At 40.3% G+C, this 18,277-nt stretch carries 17 protein-coding genes and 3 pseudogenes; 16 read left to right on the top strand and 4 right to left on the bottom strand.

Going from position 1 to position 18,277, the window contains the following annotated elements; all coding sequences use genetic code 11:
* The first annotated feature begins 120 nt into the window (after nt 1–120).
* The 5 genes from ACKPCD_RS00945 to ACKPCD_RS00925 all read left to right on the top strand — a co-directional run bounded on the left by ACKPCD_RS00945 (nt 121) and on the right by ACKPCD_RS00925 (nt 2,941).
* Complete coding sequence (locus ACKPCD_RS00945) at nt 121–810, top strand: hypothetical protein (RefSeq protein WP_086988494.1); 690 nt, start codon at nt 121–123, stop codon at nt 808–810.
* 20 nt (nt 811–830) lie between these two features.
* Entirely contained in the window at nt 831–1,070 is a 240-nt protein-coding gene (locus ACKPCD_RS00940) for an SHOCT domain-containing protein (RefSeq protein WP_068561768.1), read from the top strand.
* A gap of 198 nt (nt 1,071–1,268) precedes the next feature.
* Nucleotides 1,269–1,550, top strand: coding sequence for a hypothetical protein (locus ACKPCD_RS00935; RefSeq protein WP_068561767.1), 282 nt, complete (start codon nt 1,269–1,271; stop codon nt 1,548–1,550).
* A 282-nt stretch (nt 1,551–1,832) separates the two neighbouring features.
* Nucleotides 1,833–2,432 carry a YdhK family protein gene (locus ACKPCD_RS00930; RefSeq protein ID WP_068624584.1) on the top strand — a complete coding sequence of 200 codons (600 nt, stop codon included), beginning with the start codon at nt 1,833–1,835 and terminating at the stop codon, nt 2,430–2,432.
* A gap of 371 nt (nt 2,433–2,803) precedes the next feature.
* Nucleotides 2,804–2,941, top strand: coding sequence for a recombinase family protein (locus tag ACKPCD_RS00925; RefSeq protein WP_321433738.1), 138 nt, complete (start codon nt 2,804–2,806; stop codon nt 2,939–2,941).
* Nucleotides 2,942–3,456: 515 nt separating this feature from the next.
* Here ACKPCD_RS00925 and ACKPCD_RS00920 read toward each other — a convergent pair.
* On the bottom strand, nt 3,457–3,999 hold the full coding sequence (locus ACKPCD_RS00920) for a DUF2703 domain-containing protein (protein ID WP_068624586.1): 543 nt from the start codon (nt 3,997–3,999) through the stop codon (nt 3,457–3,459).
* A 96-nt stretch (nt 4,000–4,095) separates the two neighbouring features.
* A pseudogene (locus tag ACKPCD_RS00915) lies at nt 4,096–4,557 on the bottom strand (mercury(II) reductase); the annotation flags it as partial.
* 555 nt (nt 4,558–5,112) lie between these two features.
* Here ACKPCD_RS00915 and ACKPCD_RS00910 point away from each other — a divergent pair.
* A complete protein-coding gene (locus tag ACKPCD_RS00910) occupies nt 5,113–5,283 on the top strand; it encodes a transposase (RefSeq protein ID WP_084254016.1) in 171 nt (56 codons plus the stop codon).
* 380 nt (nt 5,284–5,663) lie between these two features.
* On the opposite strand, the gene ACKPCD_RS00905 is transcribed toward ACKPCD_RS00910, so the two are convergent.
* Complete coding sequence (locus ACKPCD_RS00905; RefSeq protein ID WP_068624590.1) at nt 5,664–5,978, bottom strand: ArsR/SmtB family transcription factor; 315 nt, start codon at nt 5,976–5,978, stop codon at nt 5,664–5,666.
* A gap of 503 nt (nt 5,979–6,481) precedes the next feature.
* Between ACKPCD_RS00905 and ACKPCD_RS00900 the strand changes: the two genes are divergently transcribed.
* From ACKPCD_RS00900 to nadE, 10 genes and pseudogenes are all read left to right on the top strand, one after another.
* On the top strand, nt 6,482–8,413 hold the full coding sequence (locus ACKPCD_RS00900; RefSeq protein ID WP_177187487.1) for a heavy metal translocating P-type ATPase: 1,932 nt from the start codon (nt 6,482–6,484) through the stop codon (nt 8,411–8,413).
* A 207-nt stretch (nt 8,414–8,620) separates the two neighbouring features.
* The gene (lspA, locus tag ACKPCD_RS00895) at nt 8,621–9,109 is read left to right on the top strand and encodes a signal peptidase II (RefSeq protein WP_068624595.1); all 489 of its coding nucleotides are present in this window, start codon (nt 8,621–8,623) and stop codon (nt 9,107–9,109) included.
* Between the two features lie 248 nt (nt 9,110–9,357).
* Nucleotides 9,358–9,732, top strand: a complete 375-nt coding sequence (locus ACKPCD_RS00890; protein WP_177187488.1) for an ArsR/SmtB family transcription factor — start codon at nt 9,358–9,360, stop codon at nt 9,730–9,732.
* 16 nt (nt 9,733–9,748) lie between these two features.
* Nucleotides 9,749–10,357, top strand: a complete 609-nt coding sequence (locus ACKPCD_RS00885; RefSeq protein ID WP_321433737.1) for a CadD family cadmium resistance transporter — start codon at nt 9,749–9,751, stop codon at nt 10,355–10,357.
* A gap of 34 nt (nt 10,358–10,391) precedes the next feature.
* A pseudogene (locus tag ACKPCD_RS00880) lies at nt 10,392–10,553 on the top strand (cation transporter); the annotation flags it as partial.
* Between the two features lie 123 nt (nt 10,554–10,676).
* On the top strand, nt 10,677–12,845 hold the full coding sequence (locus ACKPCD_RS00875; RefSeq protein WP_321434519.1) for a heavy metal translocating P-type ATPase: 2,169 nt from the start codon (nt 10,677–10,679) through the stop codon (nt 12,843–12,845).
* 673 nt (nt 12,846–13,518) lie between these two features.
* Nucleotides 13,519–14,214: a PepSY domain-containing protein gene (locus ACKPCD_RS00870; RefSeq protein ID WP_086988491.1), complete on the top strand. Its 696-nt coding sequence runs from the start codon at nt 13,519–13,521 to the stop codon at nt 14,212–14,214.
* Between the two features lie 19 nt (nt 14,215–14,233).
* Nucleotides 14,234–14,473, top strand: a complete 240-nt coding sequence (locus ACKPCD_RS00865) for an SHOCT domain-containing protein (protein ID WP_086988490.1) — start codon at nt 14,234–14,236, stop codon at nt 14,471–14,473.
* A gap of 79 nt (nt 14,474–14,552) precedes the next feature.
* Nucleotides 14,553–14,818 (top strand): annotated as a pseudogene (locus ACKPCD_RS00860) (ArsR/SmtB family transcription factor).
* A 206-nt stretch (nt 14,819–15,024) separates the two neighbouring features.
* Nucleotides 15,025–15,957: an NAD(+) synthase gene (gene nadE / locus ACKPCD_RS00855; RefSeq protein WP_086988489.1), complete on the top strand. Its 933-nt coding sequence runs from the start codon at nt 15,025–15,027 to the stop codon at nt 15,955–15,957.
* Nucleotides 15,958–16,626: 669 nt separating this feature from the next.
* Here nadE and merA read toward each other — a convergent pair.
* A complete protein-coding gene (gene merA, locus ACKPCD_RS00850; protein WP_086988488.1) occupies nt 16,627–18,267 on the bottom strand; it encodes a mercury(II) reductase in 1,641 nt (546 codons plus the stop codon).
* Nucleotides 18,268–18,277: the final 10 nt, after the last annotated feature.

Below are 18,277 nucleotides of genomic sequence, written 5' to 3'. Positions count from 1 at the left end.
AAAAATGTAGAGGCGTAATTGATGCCATGGATTTCAGTAAGCACAATTTATCCAATTTTCTAAAGACGAGGTGCCGATTCAAAATCGCTTTAAGGCTTACCGAAGAAAGAAGGCAGGGATATGAAAAACAAACATCAATTAGTGTGGGGTGTAATCCTGTTTGGTGCGCTTGCCGTATTGATTGTGTACAGCAGCGGGTTGTTTATGCTGGCAAAAAATGCGGGAACAGACGTTTATACGCAAGGGTTTTACAACAGCGGCATGATGGGTGGCAGAGTCAACAGCAACCAGAACAGCAGTGGCGAGAAATTGACGCCGGATCAGATTTTGTCGGATGTCGAAAATTATTTGAAGGGCTATGGAAATAATCTTCAAGTGGCAGATATTTTTGTCTTCACCGATGCGGATTACTACGTTTCGGTGGAAGAGAAAGATACCGGCAGAGGGGCCATGGAACTCTTGGTCAATCCTTATACGGGACAGATCTACCCCGAGCCGGGTCCCAACATGATGTGGAATGAGAAATACAGCATGATGATGGGAGGATCCTTCCGCTACAATGCGAATGCAACGGATACGGCAACTGTGAACCGAACAGAAGCAGTCAAAAATGCGGATGATTTTGTGAAGAGTCAGTTGGGCGAAGCTTTTTCGGTTCCGGGTGAGGGGCACGCATTTTATGGTTATTACACTTTTCATATCAAGGAAGACGACAAAGTAATCGGGATGCTCAGTGTCAATGACCTTACCGGAGAAGTCTGGTACCATGATTGGCATGGCGATTTGGAACAAGTGATTTCTGAACATTAACAGAAAGAGGAGTGGGAAAAATGATGAATTATTATGGTTATGACATGATGGGCGGTTGGGGAATTTTCATGATGATTATCCTGGTAATCTTAATCGTTATTATCGTATACGCGGTGATGAAGCTAGTCCAAGGAGGCAATAATGCTGGCACAACTTCAAATGGCCGGGATGAGGCACTTGAAATCCTTGATCAGCGTTATGCAAAAGGAGAATTATCAGACGAAGAATACCAACAAAAGAAGAAAATATTGAAAAGTTAGTTGGGTAAGTCTGAAGTTTCATGCTCGAACTGAGTTTTCTCAAAAATATATTCCGGAAATGAACTATTCATATCAAAAAGCCAAGATCATATACAAATCTTGGCTTTTTGATATGATTTTTTTCTACATAAAATCAACACATTCATATATTATTATAAAAACAGAAACATAAAATAAATCAAAGCAAGGGGATAAATTATGCACCACCATGAAAGTAAAGAAGAGAAATCAGGAACGCATAAACACAGTCCATTACATCATATGATCCATATGATTATTTGTTGTGGCCTACCAATACTGATTATAGTATCAATACCATTTATTGCTAAATATAATCTCGGACTTGCTACTATATTAGGAGTTATTGCGCCATTTATATGCCCCATTATGATGGGAGGAATGATGCTATCAATGCTAGGTGGTAAGAAAAAGGAAAACTGTTGTTCGAAAAAAGAAAGTGATACTGTACCGGAAGAGTGAGCGATTTTTTTGTAGGAAGCCATTAAAGCATCTAAAAATTGAAGGAATAGTTTTTAAATAAAAAAGTGGGGCCCAAATAATGGCTACGAATTAATGCGACATTTTTTTGGATACCGATTGTATGCATCTGATTGTGCTGTACTTGACTACTAAAAATGAACCTATAGCCCTGACTAGGTAAATTGATTATAAGACTAATTATTTGACTATTGAAAAAAGGAAGGACAGAATGTGTAATGTAGAGTACTTTCGATAATAGTCAATAAAGGAGGGTAATGAAACATGTATAAGAACCGATTGATAAAAAGTATCCTAGGTCTTTCTACATTAGTATTATTGGCCGCATGTTCTATTGATCAAGATGGAGACGTAGATTCTGAGTCCGTGGGAAATATTTCATCAGATATAGAAAGTATTGCTTCTACTTCGAATATGGGTGAAATGATGCATGATGATTCTGGAGAAATACCAGAAGGATTACTAGCAGCAGAAAACCCAACATATCGGATAGGGGACATTGTTACCATCAATTCAGACCATATGACAGGAATGCAGGGTGCAGAGGCTACTATTGTAGGGGCATTCGACACTACAGTTTACGAAGTATCCTTCAATCCAACTAATGGTGATCCGCGAGTAACAAACCATCAATGGGTTATCAAGGAAGAAATAGCTGAAGCAAAAGATGTCGAAGAACCACTGGAACCTGGCACAGAGGTTACGCTGGAAGCGAGTCATATGGAAGGCATGCAAGATGCAACTGCCACGATAGAATCAGCAGAAGACACTACCGTATATATGGTTGACTTTGAGCCGACCACAGGGGAAGAAATGGTCAGGAACCATAAATGGGTAACAGAAGCTGAACTATCGCCCAATTAAATGTTTACCTTTCCAGCATTGAAGAGATAAAGATTATCTGTTACTTGATCAAATAGATCATATATTAAAGAAACATTGGACAAAAAATAAAGGGCAAGATTCACATAAGTGAGTTTTGCCCTTTATTTTTGTCTAAAAATTAGGTGGTCTTTATTATCTGTAGTTTTGGGGTGTACCCAAAATCACCACCTGTAAAATGTTGATTTTATTGGATTTTTAATGTGGAGTACATGTGTCGAATAAATCGAGTTCGAGAAAGGGGGAAAACAGATGAACATCGGATAAGCACGTGTGTCCACCACAGACCAGAAGCTGGACCGACAGATCAAAGTCCTGAAAAAAGCAAGGCAGAAAAAATATTTTAAGAGAGAATGTCCGGTAAAAGTATGACAGATCGTGAGGAGTTTCAGCAGGCTTTGGGGTTCCTGCGAGAGAAAGATGTCCTGATTGTGGAGTCATTGGATCGACTGGGTCGAAACTATGATGATATCGGTCAGATGGAACAATAGCGCCTGGATCGGAAAGAAATTGGACTCCAAGTATTGAATTTACCGATTCTGAACCATGACCTGGGAGATCCTAATCTGCAGAAACTAATTCGGAATATGACTTTATAGTTGCTGTCCTGGACCGCCCAAAACGAATGCGGAGAAATATTGCCGGTCGCCTATCAATTGAAATCGGATATAACTTATCAACTCCTGTTAAGTAGATAAGAAATCCCGGCTCTGTGGGCACTGCTGAACAATTTGAATCGGAACAAAAAAACTTCCCGCCTTGAAAATACGCCTCTAAAATAACCCAATTTAAAAATAGAGGTTGGGACAGAAGTATTAAAAAAGAGAAAAAATCGCATGAATCAAACTGACAAATGTTGATTTCATGCGATTTCTATTTTTCTATTAGCTAATTTCCGCCAAAATTTGATTTATGTCACAGTTCTATTTTTGCAGATTCTTCTTATCTGTGACTGTTCATTGGGTGAGAGTAAAATCGTTCCCTTCTGAATCAAACGTCACCGATCTTACTTTTTATTTTCCATAACGTAATAGAAATGTTTTAGATTCTCAGGAAGTACGTATTCTTGCTCAGCTATACTATCAGCTAAACTTCCTCCGTACACCGCCTTAAGGATTCCTTCAATAACCATAGCCTTAGGGGGGACGGTATATTCTTGACCTTGATAAATCCAAATTCGACAGTCAACTACGTTCCCACACAAATCACCACAGGATTCGCATATACTTTCTTTAAACTCCATCTGAATGTCGTGTCCATTAACACGGATTGTAGGCGAACTAAGAAATTTATGAGTTACCGCTAACTCCTTAGTATTCACATTGATTTTGTTTACATGTACATCTGTCCCAGTTGCTTCAAGTACATTTGCAATTTCCTTTAAAGCTTCATCTAAGCTGTCTTCTGCGCCCTGACAGCGAGTACATACACTCAAATCCAGATATAAAAAATCAATTATTATTTTATTTTTTTCAATTTTAATTTCTTCTGCGTTTCCGCAACATCCTGTTGTACCTGAACAACATCCTGAATTGCTTTTATTAGTCATATTTAACACTCCTTGTAAGATAAAGATAAGGTTTGGATCATAAAAACCCAGGCATAATCAGCTTTTTCGTATAAGTTACTTATTAAATAAACAATTTTAGCCAGCACAACAGGATAATTTTGATAGGACTTTGTCAAACGCTACGGCTGCTAATTTTGAGCCTTCTGCCATTGTTAAATAAGGTGCTAGCGTTTCTTTTAAGTCGTCTACGGTCAATCCCAACTTGACAGATAAAGAAGCGGCGTAAATAACTTCCCCTGCATTGTCAGCAACCACATGCACTCCCAGAATTTTTCGCATTTTTCTATCAGCTACAAGTTAAATTATACCCGTCGTACCATGATTTACAATCGGTCTAGCAACATTTGTTAACGGCAACACAGATGTTTTAATTTCATATCCTCTTTCATTCGCTTTCTTTTCTGTCAAACCAACGGTTGCGAATCCGAGACTTGTAAGCGCTGCCCTAGGGACTACTGTTAAATCGATTTTTTTATTTAACCCACCAATCGCATTGTCTGCAACAATTCCTCCTTCATAGGCAGCCACGTAGACGAATTATGGAAGAGAAGAACGGATCCGCGATAAGAAAGGTCTCTTGTGAAGAAGGGAATGACGCGCATATGTTACGAGAAGAGAAGATTGTATTTACAGGCAAACTGGATACATTATCCCGGAAACAAGCCAACTACTAACACGCTAACTTTTACATTAAGCGTCCGCCCTAGGAGGGAAAACGCAAGCAACTGTCACCAAAGATACAACAATCTTGGTGGTAGGAAAGGCGAACACCAATCTTTTCCAAGAGGACCCGCGAAGTCTGAAGATGCAAAAAGTTGAAGCTTTACAGCAAGAAGGCCGACCTATTTGCTTGCTATCGGAGAAGACCTTCCTTGAGCGAGTTTCCGTACATTTGAATCAGATTGTGGGCATGATGAGGGCTAGTGAGAAATAGATTGTAATAATTGCTCTGATTAAGTAATCGATGATTCCAATGGATCCTAGAGACAGCTAGAACACGCCAGTTGCATTCACGGGTTCTGAGTTTAGAGCAGAAGAAATATCGGAATAATCCTTTCCCCTTCTCCAATTGGGAGCATTATAAGAAAGAGGATGCTTTCATGTCCCACAATGGGCAGAAGCCCCTTCCGTTATCTAGCCCCTCGGAAAGATACTTATGGTTTCTCTCGAACTTTCAAGGTTTATGAGTGCGCAAACTGCTCAGGATGCCCCTTGCGAGCGCAATGCACCAAGGCGAAAGAAGGGAACAACAGAAGAAAATAATTAAAGATTTGCTTTCGGATGCAAAGACTGGCGCAATCTACGGAAAATGGAAGATCGATGTAGAACGAGCGTTCGGATTGCTGGAGGCTAATTTGTGCTTCACTCGATTCTCTGTCAGAGGAAAGGTGAATGTGTGCAAATACGCCTCCCAAGCAGCCCTCCTTAGGAGGAAATCTGCACCTAGGTCCTCAAAAAGGTTCCAACCACCCCGATTCGGTGATTGGAACCTTTTTTCATTAGCTTACACTAGTTATATCCCAACTTCAGGGAAACATGAATAGATGGAAAAAGCAATATTAATGTTCTTTCTCGGCTGCGCCTTATGAGCATAGTCTGCAGCAAGTTTGGACATTATGAATTCCTCCTTCTAATGTATAGATTTATTCTGCTATCTCCCGAACATGGTCCAGGACTTGCTCTAAGATATGTACAACATGGGGATCATCGAGGCTGTAAAAAATCGCTTTTCCCTCTCTCCTTGCTTTAACCAAGCGCGCCTCTTTCAAAGTTCTTAATTGGTGGGAGATAGCGGATTGCTCCATTTCCAAGGAAGTGGTAATTGAGCCTACGCTTAATTCTTGTTGTTGCAGAAGAAAGAGGATCGATATTCTGGTAGGATCACTGATAATCTTAAAAATCTTGCTGACAGACTGGATGGATTTTTTGTCCAACTGCGGTGTTATTGGTGTATTCACTTGCACTCTCTCCTTTTTACATGACCAAACGTTCATGATTAGGGTAACATACGTTTGATGAAATGCAAATTTTTTATCTTGAGATAAGGGTATACCTTTTTTTGGCTCACTAAAAAATGAATTGAAAATTTGAAAAAATTTAAAAAAATAGCAAAATGAAAAGTTTAGTTTTGACATTGAATAGCAAATCATTTAAAATGAATGTATAAACATATGAATTGCAAATCATGTTTAAAACGAAAATATTCCGATTTAGGGAAGTAGAGAGGTGATTCTTAAATGTCTCATAATGGAGACCATCTTGCATAGCTATGGGATGAGTTGACAGCGCAAACCATTTAAATAAGCTGGAAAGAAGCATGATTATGTTGCAGGTGGTACCAGCGCAATGTAGCTGATATAACTCCGCTTTTTCTTCGTTTGGGTATAGGCACAGTCATTATTGTAGCAGCTTGGTTAATGCAATTGATAAATATTTAAGTTTATCGAGAAGGGTGATGGAAATGAAAAATATACAAGAACAACACACACACGAAAATCATAGCCACAATCACAAGCACGATCACGATCACAATCACGGAAAATTGCCCATTGTCATGTATTTCATTGGGTTAGTTGTGGCACTTGTTGCATTGTTTTTAAGTGAAAAATATTTGATACTGCAAAATATTTTATTCTCACTGGCGACAATCAGTGCGAGCTATCATGTCATTATTCTTGAGGGCATGGGAGAAACGGTTAAGAACACAAAAATTAAAAAAAAATTTACCCCTAACTCTCATATTTTAATGGGATTGGCAGCCATTGGCGCTTCTTTGATGGGCAATTTTTGGGAAGGAACCCTGTTGATTCTTATTTTTTCTGGCGCCCATTTTCTTGAGGAGTATGCTGAAGGACGAAGTAAAAGAGAAATTACGAAATTACTCGAAATGAACCCAACAACAGCTAGGTTAATCCTTCCAGACGGAAATACAAAAATCGTTGACGTTAGTGAATTAAAAGTGGGAGATCGACTCCAAGTATTAAATGGGGACCAAGTACCTATTGATGGGATGATTTTATCGGGCATCACTTCCATTGATGAATCTTCCATTAATGGTGAAAGTATACCAAAAGAGAAGTCTAAAGGAGACATTGTATTTGGGAGTACGATTAATGGCACAGGTACGTTTACAATGGAAGTCACAAAAGAACCGAAAGACACTGTTTTCTCCAAAATCTTACAACTCGTCAGTCAAAACCAAGAAAATCAAACAAGAGCTGCTAGCATTATCCAAAAGTTTGAACCAAGATATGTTAGTTTTGTTTTGATCGCAATCCCACTCTTCATTTTATCTGCTCCCATTTTATTTCATTGGACATGGTCCGAAAGTGTTTACAGAGGCTTAGTTCTTTTAGTGGCAGCCTCCCCTTGTGCCCTGGCAGCAAGCACCGTCTCCGCGACTCTGTCCGCAACCTCTAATCTGGCGAAACGAGGCGTGCTTTCCAAAGGAAGTACCTTTCTCTCCCAATTAGCGGATATCGATGCCATTGCCTTCGACAAAACCGGGACCCTTACGCGTGGAAAACCGGAAGTAACCCATTACTATTTTGCTGATTCTGTGAATGAGGAACAGCTTATTGATATCGTAGTGGCTCTTGAAAAAGGAGCAAATCACCCACTGGCCAATGCAATCTTAGAAAAATTTGAAGCCAAAACTAACCTAAACATCGAAGTGACTAATCAAATCGGGAAAGGTCTAACAGGGGGCTATAACGGAAAAAATTATCGTATCGGAAAACCGTCTTCTTTTGATACGGTCCCGGATGAGTATCTCCGTTCCAACAATGAATGGTCTTCACAAGGAAATACAGTTGTCTATGTAGCGGAAGATGAAAAAGTGATTGGGTTTATTGCCCTCATGGATATTCCGAGCGAACATGCGCGAGAAACCATTGATTACTTTAGGAAACTGGGGATCCACACCACGTTGATTACGGGTGACTCGGAGTTGACAGGGAAAGCTGTAGGTGAACAGCTCGGTGTCGCAGAAGTGATTGCGAATGTCATGCCTGAAGACAAATCGAATATTATTAGTGAACAAAAAGAAAAATATGGTGTGACCGCCATGGTAGGAGATGGTGTGAACGATGCGCCAGCCCTCGTGAAGGCAGATGTCGGGATTGCGATGGGAGATGGTACGGATGTTGCGGTAGACGTATCTGATCTCGTTTTAATGCAAAATAATCTATCAAAACTAGTCCAAGCACATAAAATTTCTAAAAAAATGAACAAAGTGATTTGGCAAAATATCTACTTTTCCATGGCCGTCGTGGTCTTCTTAGTTATCGTTAGCCTTTTTGGGTTAACTGATATTGCAATCAGTGTCATTGTTCATGAGGGGAGTACTATCGTTGTAATTCTGAATGGACTTCGATTGTTAAGGTCTAACTAAATGTTGTCCTTCTAGTAAAGCCAAAGGATTGAGCTCGTGCAAAGGGTAAGAGCGCACATCTTTGCACGAGCTCTTTTATTTTTTCGTTTGTCAAAATAAACTCAATAGAATCCCCAGCTTTCAATGTGCCAGCTGGGAACTATACTTCCTCGTCGCAGTCTTATACAATAGTTAGTGAATCTATTCCTTACAAAGAGAGGTTACTGCATGATTTTATATTACCTACTGGCAGCTTTTTTGATTGCCACAGACCAACTGATGAAATGGGGGATCGTCCAAAATTTTTCCCTGTACGACCAGATGGAAGTTATTCCAGGCATTTTTTCCTTGTACTACATTCAAAACCGCGGGGCAGCATGGGGAATCCTTGAAGGAAGGATAGGTTTCTTCTTCCTCACCACCGTCGTGGTAGTGGGGTATATGGTTTACACCTTCCATAAGCAGCTGCAAAATAGCCGCTTGTCCGGCATTAGCTTCTCCTTCATTCTGGCAGGGGCTTTGGGCAACTTCATTGACCGGATGCGTATCGGCTATGTAGTGGATATGCTCCGTTTTGATTTCATCAATTTCCCGATTTTCAACTTGGCAGATGTTTTCCTCACCTTAGGAGTCAGCAGCATGATTATCTATATTCTCTTTTTCGAGAAAGAGGAAGACAATACGTCCAGTAGGGACATAGAAAGAAAGGGCAACTAAAAAAAGAGCGCAGACAGTTTATTTCAAAAGCTGATTCCGGTATTCCCCCCCGGAATCAGCTTTTTCAGTTGTTATTGCTTCCTGTTTGCAGTAGGTGCTTTTCAAAGTGATTCACATCGAGCTGCTAGTCAGGTAACGGAGGAGATATCTTAATCCTTTCTTGGCATGATATACAATACCATTGAAATTTTTAACAAATACTGATACAATTCATTCAAATGAACATTTGAATGATAGGGGGCTTAAAAATGGAAGAAGTGGACTTAGAAGTTTGTCAAACTACGATTGTTCATGAGGGAAAAGTTAATTATGTTAAATCCGAACTACACGGTAAAAACTTTGCGGACTTACTGGTACTAAGTAAATGCCTGGGAGATCTCTCCAGAGTTCAAATTCTATATGCATTATCCACTTATAAGGAAATGTGTGTCTGTGACTTAGCAGCTATTATTGATGCGAGCACGGCCACCACTTCTCATCATTTACGTTTTCTGAAAAAAAATGGCATAACCAAATCGTATAAAGAAGGGAAAATGGTTTATTATTCGCTCGCGAATCAAGAAATTTCAGATGCTATTGGTTCTTTGCTGAAAATATCGGAAGGCCTGCAGCTCACTTCTTAGATTGGAGGGACTAACCATGTTGCCAACGATTGTATCTGCCCTTGCGGTATATGTTTCTACGAATATTGATTACCTACTAATCCTCATGATTATTTTCTCCCAAAACGATACAAGAAGGAGAATAAAGATGATTATTGGGGGACAATATTTAGGAATGGGAATCTTAGTCGCCTTTAGTTTATTTGCAGCTTTTGTATTAAATTTTATTCCGCAAGACTGGGTTATCGGTTTGCTGGGATTAATCCCCTTGTCATTAGGGATCCGGTTGGCCCTAAAAAGGGAGGATCCGGAAGATGAGAATGTGCTTGAAAAAATGCAAGCACGTGGCTCCAATCCATTATTTTGGACGATAGCCCTGATTACCGTTGCTTCTGGCGGGGATAATCTAGGAATTTATATCCCCTACTTCACGGCCCTTACCTGGCCGGAAACTACTGTAGCGTTAATCGTTTTTGCAATTTCTATAGCGATTCTTTGCTATTTCAGTTACAAATTGTCAAAGATTTCCTTGGTATCCGAAACCATAGAAAAATATAAGCGGCCGGTTGTATCGCTGATTTTCATTGGCTTAGGTATTTATATCATGGTCGAGAATGGCACCATTCAAACATTATTCAGTTTATAAAGGAAGTCATTCAATTCATTAGAGGAGAGATACAATGGACGAGAACAAAAAACAACACGAATGGATCCTAGATGGGATCGACTGCGCAAACTGTGCCAGCAAGGTTGAAAGAGGCGTCGCCAAAGTTGTAGGTGTTGCCAATAGTAATGTGAACTATATGACGCAAACATTGAGTTTCGAGGTAACAGGAGAGCGGGAAGACCTTGTCTTATCCCTAGTGAAACAAAAAGTGAACAAGTTGGAACCTGGTGTTGTCTTGAAGAATAAGGCGGACGGCCGATTGATCGAAGTTGGCACCCAAGGAAATGATAAAAATCTAATAGATGAAAACAAAAAACACTACGAGTGGATCTTGGATGGGATCGACTGCGCAAACTGTGCCAGCAAGGTTGAAAGAGGCGTCTCCCAAGTGGCGGGCGTTGCCAATAGTAATGTGAATTATATGACGCAAACATTGAGTTTCGATGTAACAGAGGAAAGAGAAGACCTTGTCTTATCCCAAGTGAAACAAAAAGTGAACAAGTTAGAACCTGATATTGTCTTGAAAAATAAGGCGGACGGTAAACTCATTGGAGCGGACAGTCAAAGGGTAGCGCTTTCTGAGAATCCGGAACAAGTAGAGCGTGATGAGGAGACAGGGACAGGAGACGAATTAAAGACTACCATTATTCGTTTGGCACTCGGGTTCGCCCTCATGCTGGCCGGGATCTTCCTGCCGCTCGAAGGATGGCTTTCCGTTACCCTATTTGTGAGTGCCTATCTGATTGCAGGTTATGATGTCGTATGGCGTGCCATACGGAACATTTTCCACGGACAAGTCTTTGATGAGAACTTCCTGATGACCATTGCGACCCTTAGTGCCTTCTACATTCAGCAATACCCGGAGGCTGTTGCGGTTATGCTTTTCTATCAAGTAGGGGAAGTGTTCCAGGAAGTCGCTCTTTCGAAGTCGCGTCGCTCGATTGCGGACCTGATGGATATCCGTCCCGATTATGCGAATTTGGATACAGGAAACGGGATCGAGAAGGTCGCACCGGAAACCATCAAGGTGGGCGATATCATTCTGGTCCGCCCGGGTGAAAAAGTACCCTTGGACGGAAAGGTAGTGGACGGGACTTCCGCAATGGATACGTCCGCCTTGACCGGGGAGTCCGTACCGCGGAGCGTGACTCCTGGTGATTCTGTCCTTAGTGGCTTTATCAATCGCAATGGTGTGTTAAAAGTAGTGGTGGAGAAACCTTTTGCGGAATCCACCGTCAAAAAAATCTTGGATCTAGTGGAGAATGCCAGTGGGCGAAAAGCTCCCACCGAGCAGTTCATCACCAAATTTGCTCGCTACTATACGCCCGTTGTCGTGGTGGCCGCGCTCTTGTTGGCCGTTGTACCGCCATTGGTATTCCCAGGAGCTACTTTTAATGAATGGATATACAGAGCCAGTATCTTTTTGGTCATTTCTTGTCCTTGTGCTTTAGTCGTCTCCATCCCTGTTGGGTTTTTTGGCGGAATTGGTTCTGCTTCTCGAAAAGGAATTTTAGTGAAAGGCAGTAATTTCCTGGAAGGTTTGAACGACCTCAAGTATGTAGTGATGGACAAAACAGGTACATTAACAAAAGGGAAATTTGAACTAACTGCTATAGAACCAAAGAATGGAATCAATTCACAGCAGTTACTTGAGTTAGCTGCTTACGCAGAAGCTCATTCTACTCACCCAATAGCTGATTCCATTAAAGAACAGTATGGAAGAGAGATTCACGAAGAAAGAATTACGGCATATAATGAAATTGCTGGTTACGGAATTCAAGCCACTATTGACGGAAAAGAAGCGTTGGCAGGAAATGCCCATCTAATGGAAAAATTCTCGATTAATTTTGAGGAAGTAAAAGAAATCGGAACAATCGTTTATCTAGCTGTTGATGGAGTGTATATGGGGCATTTATTGATTGCTGACGCAATCAAAGAAGATGCCATTGAAAGCATTGCTGCAATGAAAAACTTAGGAATCAAAAATATTATTATGCTAACCGGGGATTCCAAAAAAGTTGGAGAAGCAGTAGCTAAGAAACTAGGCATTACGGAAGTTTATAGTGAGTTGCTTCCTCAAGACAAAGTAGTAAAATTTGAAGAAATCCTTTCTCGTAAAGAAAAAAATGAGAAAGTTGCTTTCGTAGGAGATGGAATCAACGACACTCCAGTACTGGCTCGCTCTGATATCGGTATTGCCATGGGTGGCCTGGGGTCAGACGCGGCAATTGAGGCCGCGGATGTTGTGATCATGGATGACAAAATCTCTAAGATTGCTACTGCCATGCAGGTGGCCAAGGATACCCGTCGCATTGTATGGCAAAATATCTTCTTTGCCCTTGGGGTGAAAGGATTATTCCTCATTATGGGTGCCTTCGGTGTGGCCACGATGTGGGAAGCTGTCTTTGCGGATGTAGGGGTAACTGTCATAGCCGTTTTAAATGCTATGAGAATCCTCAAAAAGTAGATTATGCTAGCAAGAGGGGACTTCTTTAAATAAAAAAGAAGTTCCCCTTTTTATTTTTGCACCCATTATCTTTATAATTTCCCAGCTTAAAAAGTCAAGGTGGCTATTTTCTATGCCTCATAAAAAAACGGCCAAAATAAGTAGCAAGTGTATTTTTTAAATTCTATAACAAATACCTGACCTAATAGATAATATACTGTCAGGTCAGGTATTTGCGTTCCTCGCAGATTGCGCTCTTATTTTTAAGGAGGTCTATGCTCCATGTATCTTACAAGTGGATGTAGAGAGAAATGACGCCATACTGACCATTTGCCAAGGTAATGAGGGTGCTTTTGGAGATTCGGCGAGTCTGAAATTACATCAATTGCATTTGTTGTAAAGGCTGAATTTGATTTATGGAATATCAGAAAGAAACAGTTTAACAGACATCGGATTAATTTTTATTTTAAGATATAAAAGGATTGGAAGATAAATTATCTAATTATAGAGATTACGCATTCAATAAAAATAAGGATTAGAATTGGCGTTTAGAAATCCAAGGAACTATAATTAACAATATAGGGATGTATTTTGTCGACACAGGTCTCAGTAAGCATCAGTTATCAAAAGGTCTCAATAATAGGTGCCGATCTAGAATCGCTTTAAAGGTTTAGCGAAGAAAGTAGGGCAGGATATGAAAAACAAACATCAATTAGTCTGGGGTGTAATCCTGTTTGGTGCAATTGCTATCCTGATTGGGTACAGCATTTGGTTGTTTATGTTCGCAAAAAGTGCTGATACAGTCTTATACAATCAAGGATATTACAACGGCGGCATGATGGGCGGCAGAGTCAACAGCAACCAGATTCAGAACAGCAGCAATGAGAAATTGACGCCCGAACAGATTCTGTCGGATGTCGAAAATTATTTGAAGGGTTACGGAAATAACCTTCAAGTGGCGGATATTTTTGTCTTCCAAGATGCAGATTACTACGTTTCGGTGGAAGAGACAGACACCGGCAGAGGGGCAATGGAAATTTTGGTCAATCCTTATACGGGACAGATTTACCCCGAACCGGGTCCCAACATGATGTGGAACGAAAAATACAGCATGATGATGGGCGGATCATTCCTCTACAATGCGAACACAACGTATACGGCAACTGTGGCCCGAACAGAGGCCGTCAAAATCGCGGACGATTTCGTGAAAAGCCAGCTAGGTGAAGCTTTTTCGGTTCCGGGTGAAGGGCATGCGTTTTATGGCTATTACACATTTCATATCATGAAGGACGACAAAGTAATCGGGATGCTGAGTGTCAATGATCTTACTGGAGAAGTCTGGCACCATGATTGGCATGGCGAACTGGAACAAGTGATTTCCGAACATTAACAGAAGGGGAGCGGGAAAAATGATGAATTATTATGGTTATGACATGATGGGCGGTTGGGGAATTTTCATGATGATTATCCTGGTAATCTTAATCGTTATTATCGTATACGCGGTGATGAAGCTAGTCCAAGGAGGCAGTAATGCTGGCACAACTTCAAATAGCCGGGATGAGGCACTTGAAATCCTTAATCAGCGTTATGCAAAAGGAGAACTATCGGATGAAGAATACCAACAAAAGAAGAAAATATTGAAAAAATAGAGGATATGAACAAACCCTCCTGTGAAGGAGTTAAAACTATATGGAAACATCATTACCTTCTCCGTTAGATTGAGAGACTATTCAATCAATAAGCAAATTATTTAAGATTATCAGCGATCCAACAAGATTATCGTTTTTTTCTTTTACAGAATAAAGAACTCGTATTGCACTTTCCTTAGACATGCAACAGTCTACTGTTTCTCATCAGTTAAAAACTTTGAAAGGTTCATGTTCAGTAAAAGTAAGAAGAGACGGAAAATTATGATTTACAGTCTAGATGACATTCACGTATTTAGTATCCTCGAGCAAGTCTCAACCTATACAGAAGAACAAAGAACATTGTAATGCAGAATATTATTTTTGCATTAGGAGTTAAGGCTATATTCCTTGTGCTTGGGGCCTCAAGCGTAACATCAATGTGGGAAGCAGTATCTGCAGACGCGGGAGTTGCTGTCATGGCATTTTTAAATATAATACGTGTAATGACTACTAAAAGTATCTAACATTGTAAAAAATGTTGAGAGAAGAAGCTTTATCATGGAGGAGAAGTTATGAATGAACATATGAAGCTAACTAAAGATGTTTTTCAAATTGATGCTCAACAATGGTGCAAGGAAATTGAAGATTTCATAAATGAAAAATTTTCCGAGTCATATCGAGATGGTATTGTAGTTCCTATTTCAGGAGGACTGGACTCCAGTGTAACGGCTGCACTTTGTACGCGTGCTATTGGCAATGATAAGGTCAAAGGTTTGATGCTTCCTGAAAGATGGGGGAATCCTGAAGCTGATTATTATGGTCGAATGATCAGCAAACACCTTGGCATAGAAACAGTAAAAATTAGTATTAGCCCTATTTTAAGGGGGGTGGGAACTTCTGATTTTCTTTTGTCTGTAATATCAGGCCGCGCATTTTGGAAAGATATTGTAAATAAAATAGTGTATAAGAGTGGGCGTTCACAAAAAGAAGATTATTTAGATTCACTCAAAGGAAAGCTCAATCCGTGGAAAAGGAAGATGATTGCAAAAATCACTTCTAAACAAAGAGCGAGGGTTCTGGTAGCTTATAAATTTGCTGAAGAGAACAACTATATGGTCGCTGGTTCTGCACATAAAACGGAGGATATGGTTGGGCTCTTCTGCAAATACGGAATAGATGATTGTGCTGATATCATGCCTATGAAAAATATATATCGAAGCCATATTCTTCAGTTAGCAGAATTCTTAGAAGTGCCCTTGGAAATATTACATCGTTCTCCAAATCCAGATATTTTACCTGGAGTAACAGATAAATATATGAGTTATTTTGAGATGGATTACCTTAAGATTGATTTGATACTCTTTGGTCAGCAAAAGGGATTAACCGCTCATGAAATTGCAAACCAGCTTGGAATGAATGAGCAAGCAGTTAATGAAATATATGAGATTGTTCAGTTAAGCAAACACATGCGAAATCATGCATTGGCGCCAATTTTGGAATATTGAGTAGCTTGCTGTACAAGAAGTTTCATATTAACTCAACTTTCGCACCATAAAAATCAAGGTTAATCCTTGATATAAAAACATTTCTACCGATATAGTTATGCCGCTAAAGCCCTTGACAGACCGCTAATAGCCTGATTAAAGGCTCGCTTCAGAAAGGCAGGCATATTACGGAAGAACTTATCCAGAAGCGATTGAACTATTTTTTCGGATATAGCAGGTTCAGTTGTAAGAGATGCCTTCAGGCAGTTCAAGACTAACAAGATTGCCTCTGCAAATCGGATATCTTCCAGTTAAAAGCAGACCGATGGTCCGGGAATCCTTCTCTTCACGGGTACGGAGGGCGATCATAATGTAGCGCGTGAAGACAATCGTTGTGTGGGTAAACCATCGCATCGTAATTGCAGTACTGAAATTCTTTGTCCAAATCTACGTGTGATTTCGCCATCTTAAAGAAGCGCACTGTATCCAAATGATTTCCATATAGGCGTAAAATTTCCTCTTCGAGCAGTTTGGTATTCGTGGACAGGATGGCTAGTCAATTTTTGGCCTTGCAAACGCAAAGTAAATCTACCATACAAAAAAGGCTATCCTGATTTTCATGCATCAGGAATAGCCTTTTTATTATATTTTTCGCTTTTTTCGGGTAATTTACTTATTAAAAAAGCAACTTTATCCTGCACAACAGGATAATTTTGATACGTCTTTGTCAAACGCTAAGGCTGCCAATTTTAAGCCTTCTGCCATTGTTAAGTAAGGTGCAAGCGTTTCTTTTAAGTCGTCTACGGTCAATCCGAATTTAACGGCTAAAGTGGCTGCGTAAATAACTTCCCCTGCATTGTCAGCGACCACATGCACTCCCAGAATTTTTCGCGTTTTTCCATCAACTACAAGTTTAATTACACCTGCCGTGTCATGGTTTACAAGCGCTCTAGCAACATTTTTTAACGGCAACACAGACGTTTTAATTTCATATCCTTTTTCTTTCGCTTTCTTTTCTGTTAAACCAACGGTTGCGAATCCGGGACTTGTAAACGTAACACCAGGGACCACTGTTAAATCGATTTTTTTATTTAACCCACCAATCGCATTGTCTGCAACAATTCCTCCTTCATAGGCAGCCACGTAGACGAATTGAGGCCCTAATGTGACATCTCCCGCTGCATAGATCTTTTCATTGCTTGTCTCACCAAAATCATTTATTTTGATTTCGTTGTGGGCTCCAACTTTAACTCCTGCTGCACTTAAGTTCAATGCTTCAGTATTGGGCGTTCTTCCTGTGCTGATTAGTAGCTGGTCTGACTCAATAATCTTTTTCTTGTCGTTTACAATAATATGGACTTTTTTAATCTCTCCGTCTTGCTCCACTCGCTCATAAGCTGCTCCAGAAATGAGTTTTATTCCTTGTTCGATGAGAGATTTCTCCATTGCTTCAGAAATCTCAGGGTCATACTCTTTTAAGAATTGCTTGCTTCTTTGAATTAGGGTAACTTCTGAACCCAGATTATGGAAGAGCTGTCCGAGTTCTCTTCCGATATAACCCGATCCAATAACGGTTAAGCGTTTTGGGACTTTTTTAAGTTCAAGAAGAGTTGTGCTAGTCAGATAATCTACTTGTTCAAGTCCTGGAGTATCGGGTATGAGGGGAGAAGCCCCGGTTGCGATTAAAAAGCGGTGGGCAGAAAATGCTTGTCCGTTCACTTCAATAGTACTTTCATTGATAAAATGTGCTTCTCCCTTAATTAAATCAAATCCATACTCATCAATTAAATCAATGTATTTTTGGTTCCGTAAATCACTGACTAGTTCATTTTTTTGATTCCCTAAGCGACCTAATTCTACTTCTCCCGCAGAAGTGTGTAATCCTTCAAAAGGATTCGTGTGTGCGGATCGATTGATTTCTCCAGCTCTAAGAAGCGTTTTTGAGGGAACACACCCCGTATTCACACAGGTGCCGCCTACCGTTCCTCGTTCAATCATGCCCACCTTTGCTCCATACTCGACTGCTTTTATAGCTGCTGAAAAAGCAGCTCCGCCAGAACCGATAATGAGCAAATCATATTCCTCTTTATTAACTGACACCACATGCTCTCGAGCAGATAAGTTCTCTATTTCTCCGGGCTCATAATTTGTTTCTTTCACTGCTTTAATCGCAGTTTCTATCGCACAGTCGTCAGGCAATTGAAACACCGCCTCGTTCCGACGAAAATTAACTTTAATCTTGGTCGCTCCGATACTTTCAAGCGCTTTTTCTATGTGCTCTTCGCACCCTGTACAAGTCATGCCGTGAATGCCCATTTTAAATTGATTCATTTTCTTGTTT

Source organism: Trichococcus flocculiformis (assembly GCF_963662535.1).
In the GTDB taxonomy this organism is placed as follows: domain Bacteria; phylum Bacillota; class Bacilli; order Lactobacillales; family Aerococcaceae; genus Trichococcus; species Trichococcus flocculiformis.
This window is presented reverse-complemented; position numbering and strand designations above follow the sequence as displayed.

Excerpts from the sequence above, each read along its gene's own strand:
- ACKPCD_RS00945 (WP_086988494.1), top strand. The coding sequence starts at position 121 with ATGAAAAACAAACATCAATTAGTGTGGGGTGTAATCCTGTTTGGTGCG.
- ACKPCD_RS00940 (WP_068561768.1), top strand. The coding sequence starts at position 831 with ATGATGAATTATTATGGTTATGACATGATGGGCGGTTGGGGAATTTTC.
- ACKPCD_RS00935 (WP_068561767.1), top strand. The coding sequence starts at position 1,269 with ATGCACCACCATGAAAGTAAAGAAGAGAAATCAGGAACGCATAAACAC.
- ACKPCD_RS00930 (WP_068624584.1), top strand. The coding sequence starts at position 1,833 with ATGTATAAGAACCGATTGATAAAAAGTATCCTAGGTCTTTCTACATTA.
- ACKPCD_RS00925 (WP_321433738.1), top strand. The coding sequence starts at position 2,804 with ATGTCCGGTAAAAGTATGACAGATCGTGAGGAGTTTCAGCAGGCTTTG.
- ACKPCD_RS00920 (WP_068624586.1), bottom strand. The coding sequence starts at position 3,999 with ATGACTAATAAAAGCAATTCAGGATGTTGTTCAGGTACAACAGGATGT.
- ACKPCD_RS00910 (WP_084254016.1), top strand. The coding sequence starts at position 5,113 with ATGCTTTCATGTCCCACAATGGGCAGAAGCCCCTTCCGTTATCTAGCC.
- ACKPCD_RS00900 (WP_177187487.1), top strand. The coding sequence starts at position 6,482 with ATGAAAAATATACAAGAACAACACACACACGAAAATCATAGCCACAAT.
- lspA (WP_068624595.1), top strand. The coding sequence starts at position 8,621 with ATGATTTTATATTACCTACTGGCAGCTTTTTTGATTGCCACAGACCAA.
- ACKPCD_RS00890 (WP_177187488.1), top strand. The coding sequence starts at position 9,358 with ATGGAAGAAGTGGACTTAGAAGTTTGTCAAACTACGATTGTTCATGAG.
- ACKPCD_RS00885 (WP_321433737.1), top strand. The coding sequence starts at position 9,749 with ATGTTGCCAACGATTGTATCTGCCCTTGCGGTATATGTTTCTACGAAT.
- ACKPCD_RS00870 (WP_086988491.1), top strand. The coding sequence starts at position 13,519 with ATGAAAAACAAACATCAATTAGTCTGGGGTGTAATCCTGTTTGGTGCA.
- ACKPCD_RS00865 (WP_086988490.1), top strand. The coding sequence starts at position 14,234 with ATGATGAATTATTATGGTTATGACATGATGGGCGGTTGGGGAATTTTC.
- nadE (WP_086988489.1), top strand. The coding sequence starts at position 15,025 with ATGAATGAACATATGAAGCTAACTAAAGATGTTTTTCAAATTGATGCT.
- merA (WP_086988488.1), bottom strand. The coding sequence starts at position 18,267 with ATGAATCAATTTAAAATGGGCATTCACGGCATGACTTGTACAGGGTGC.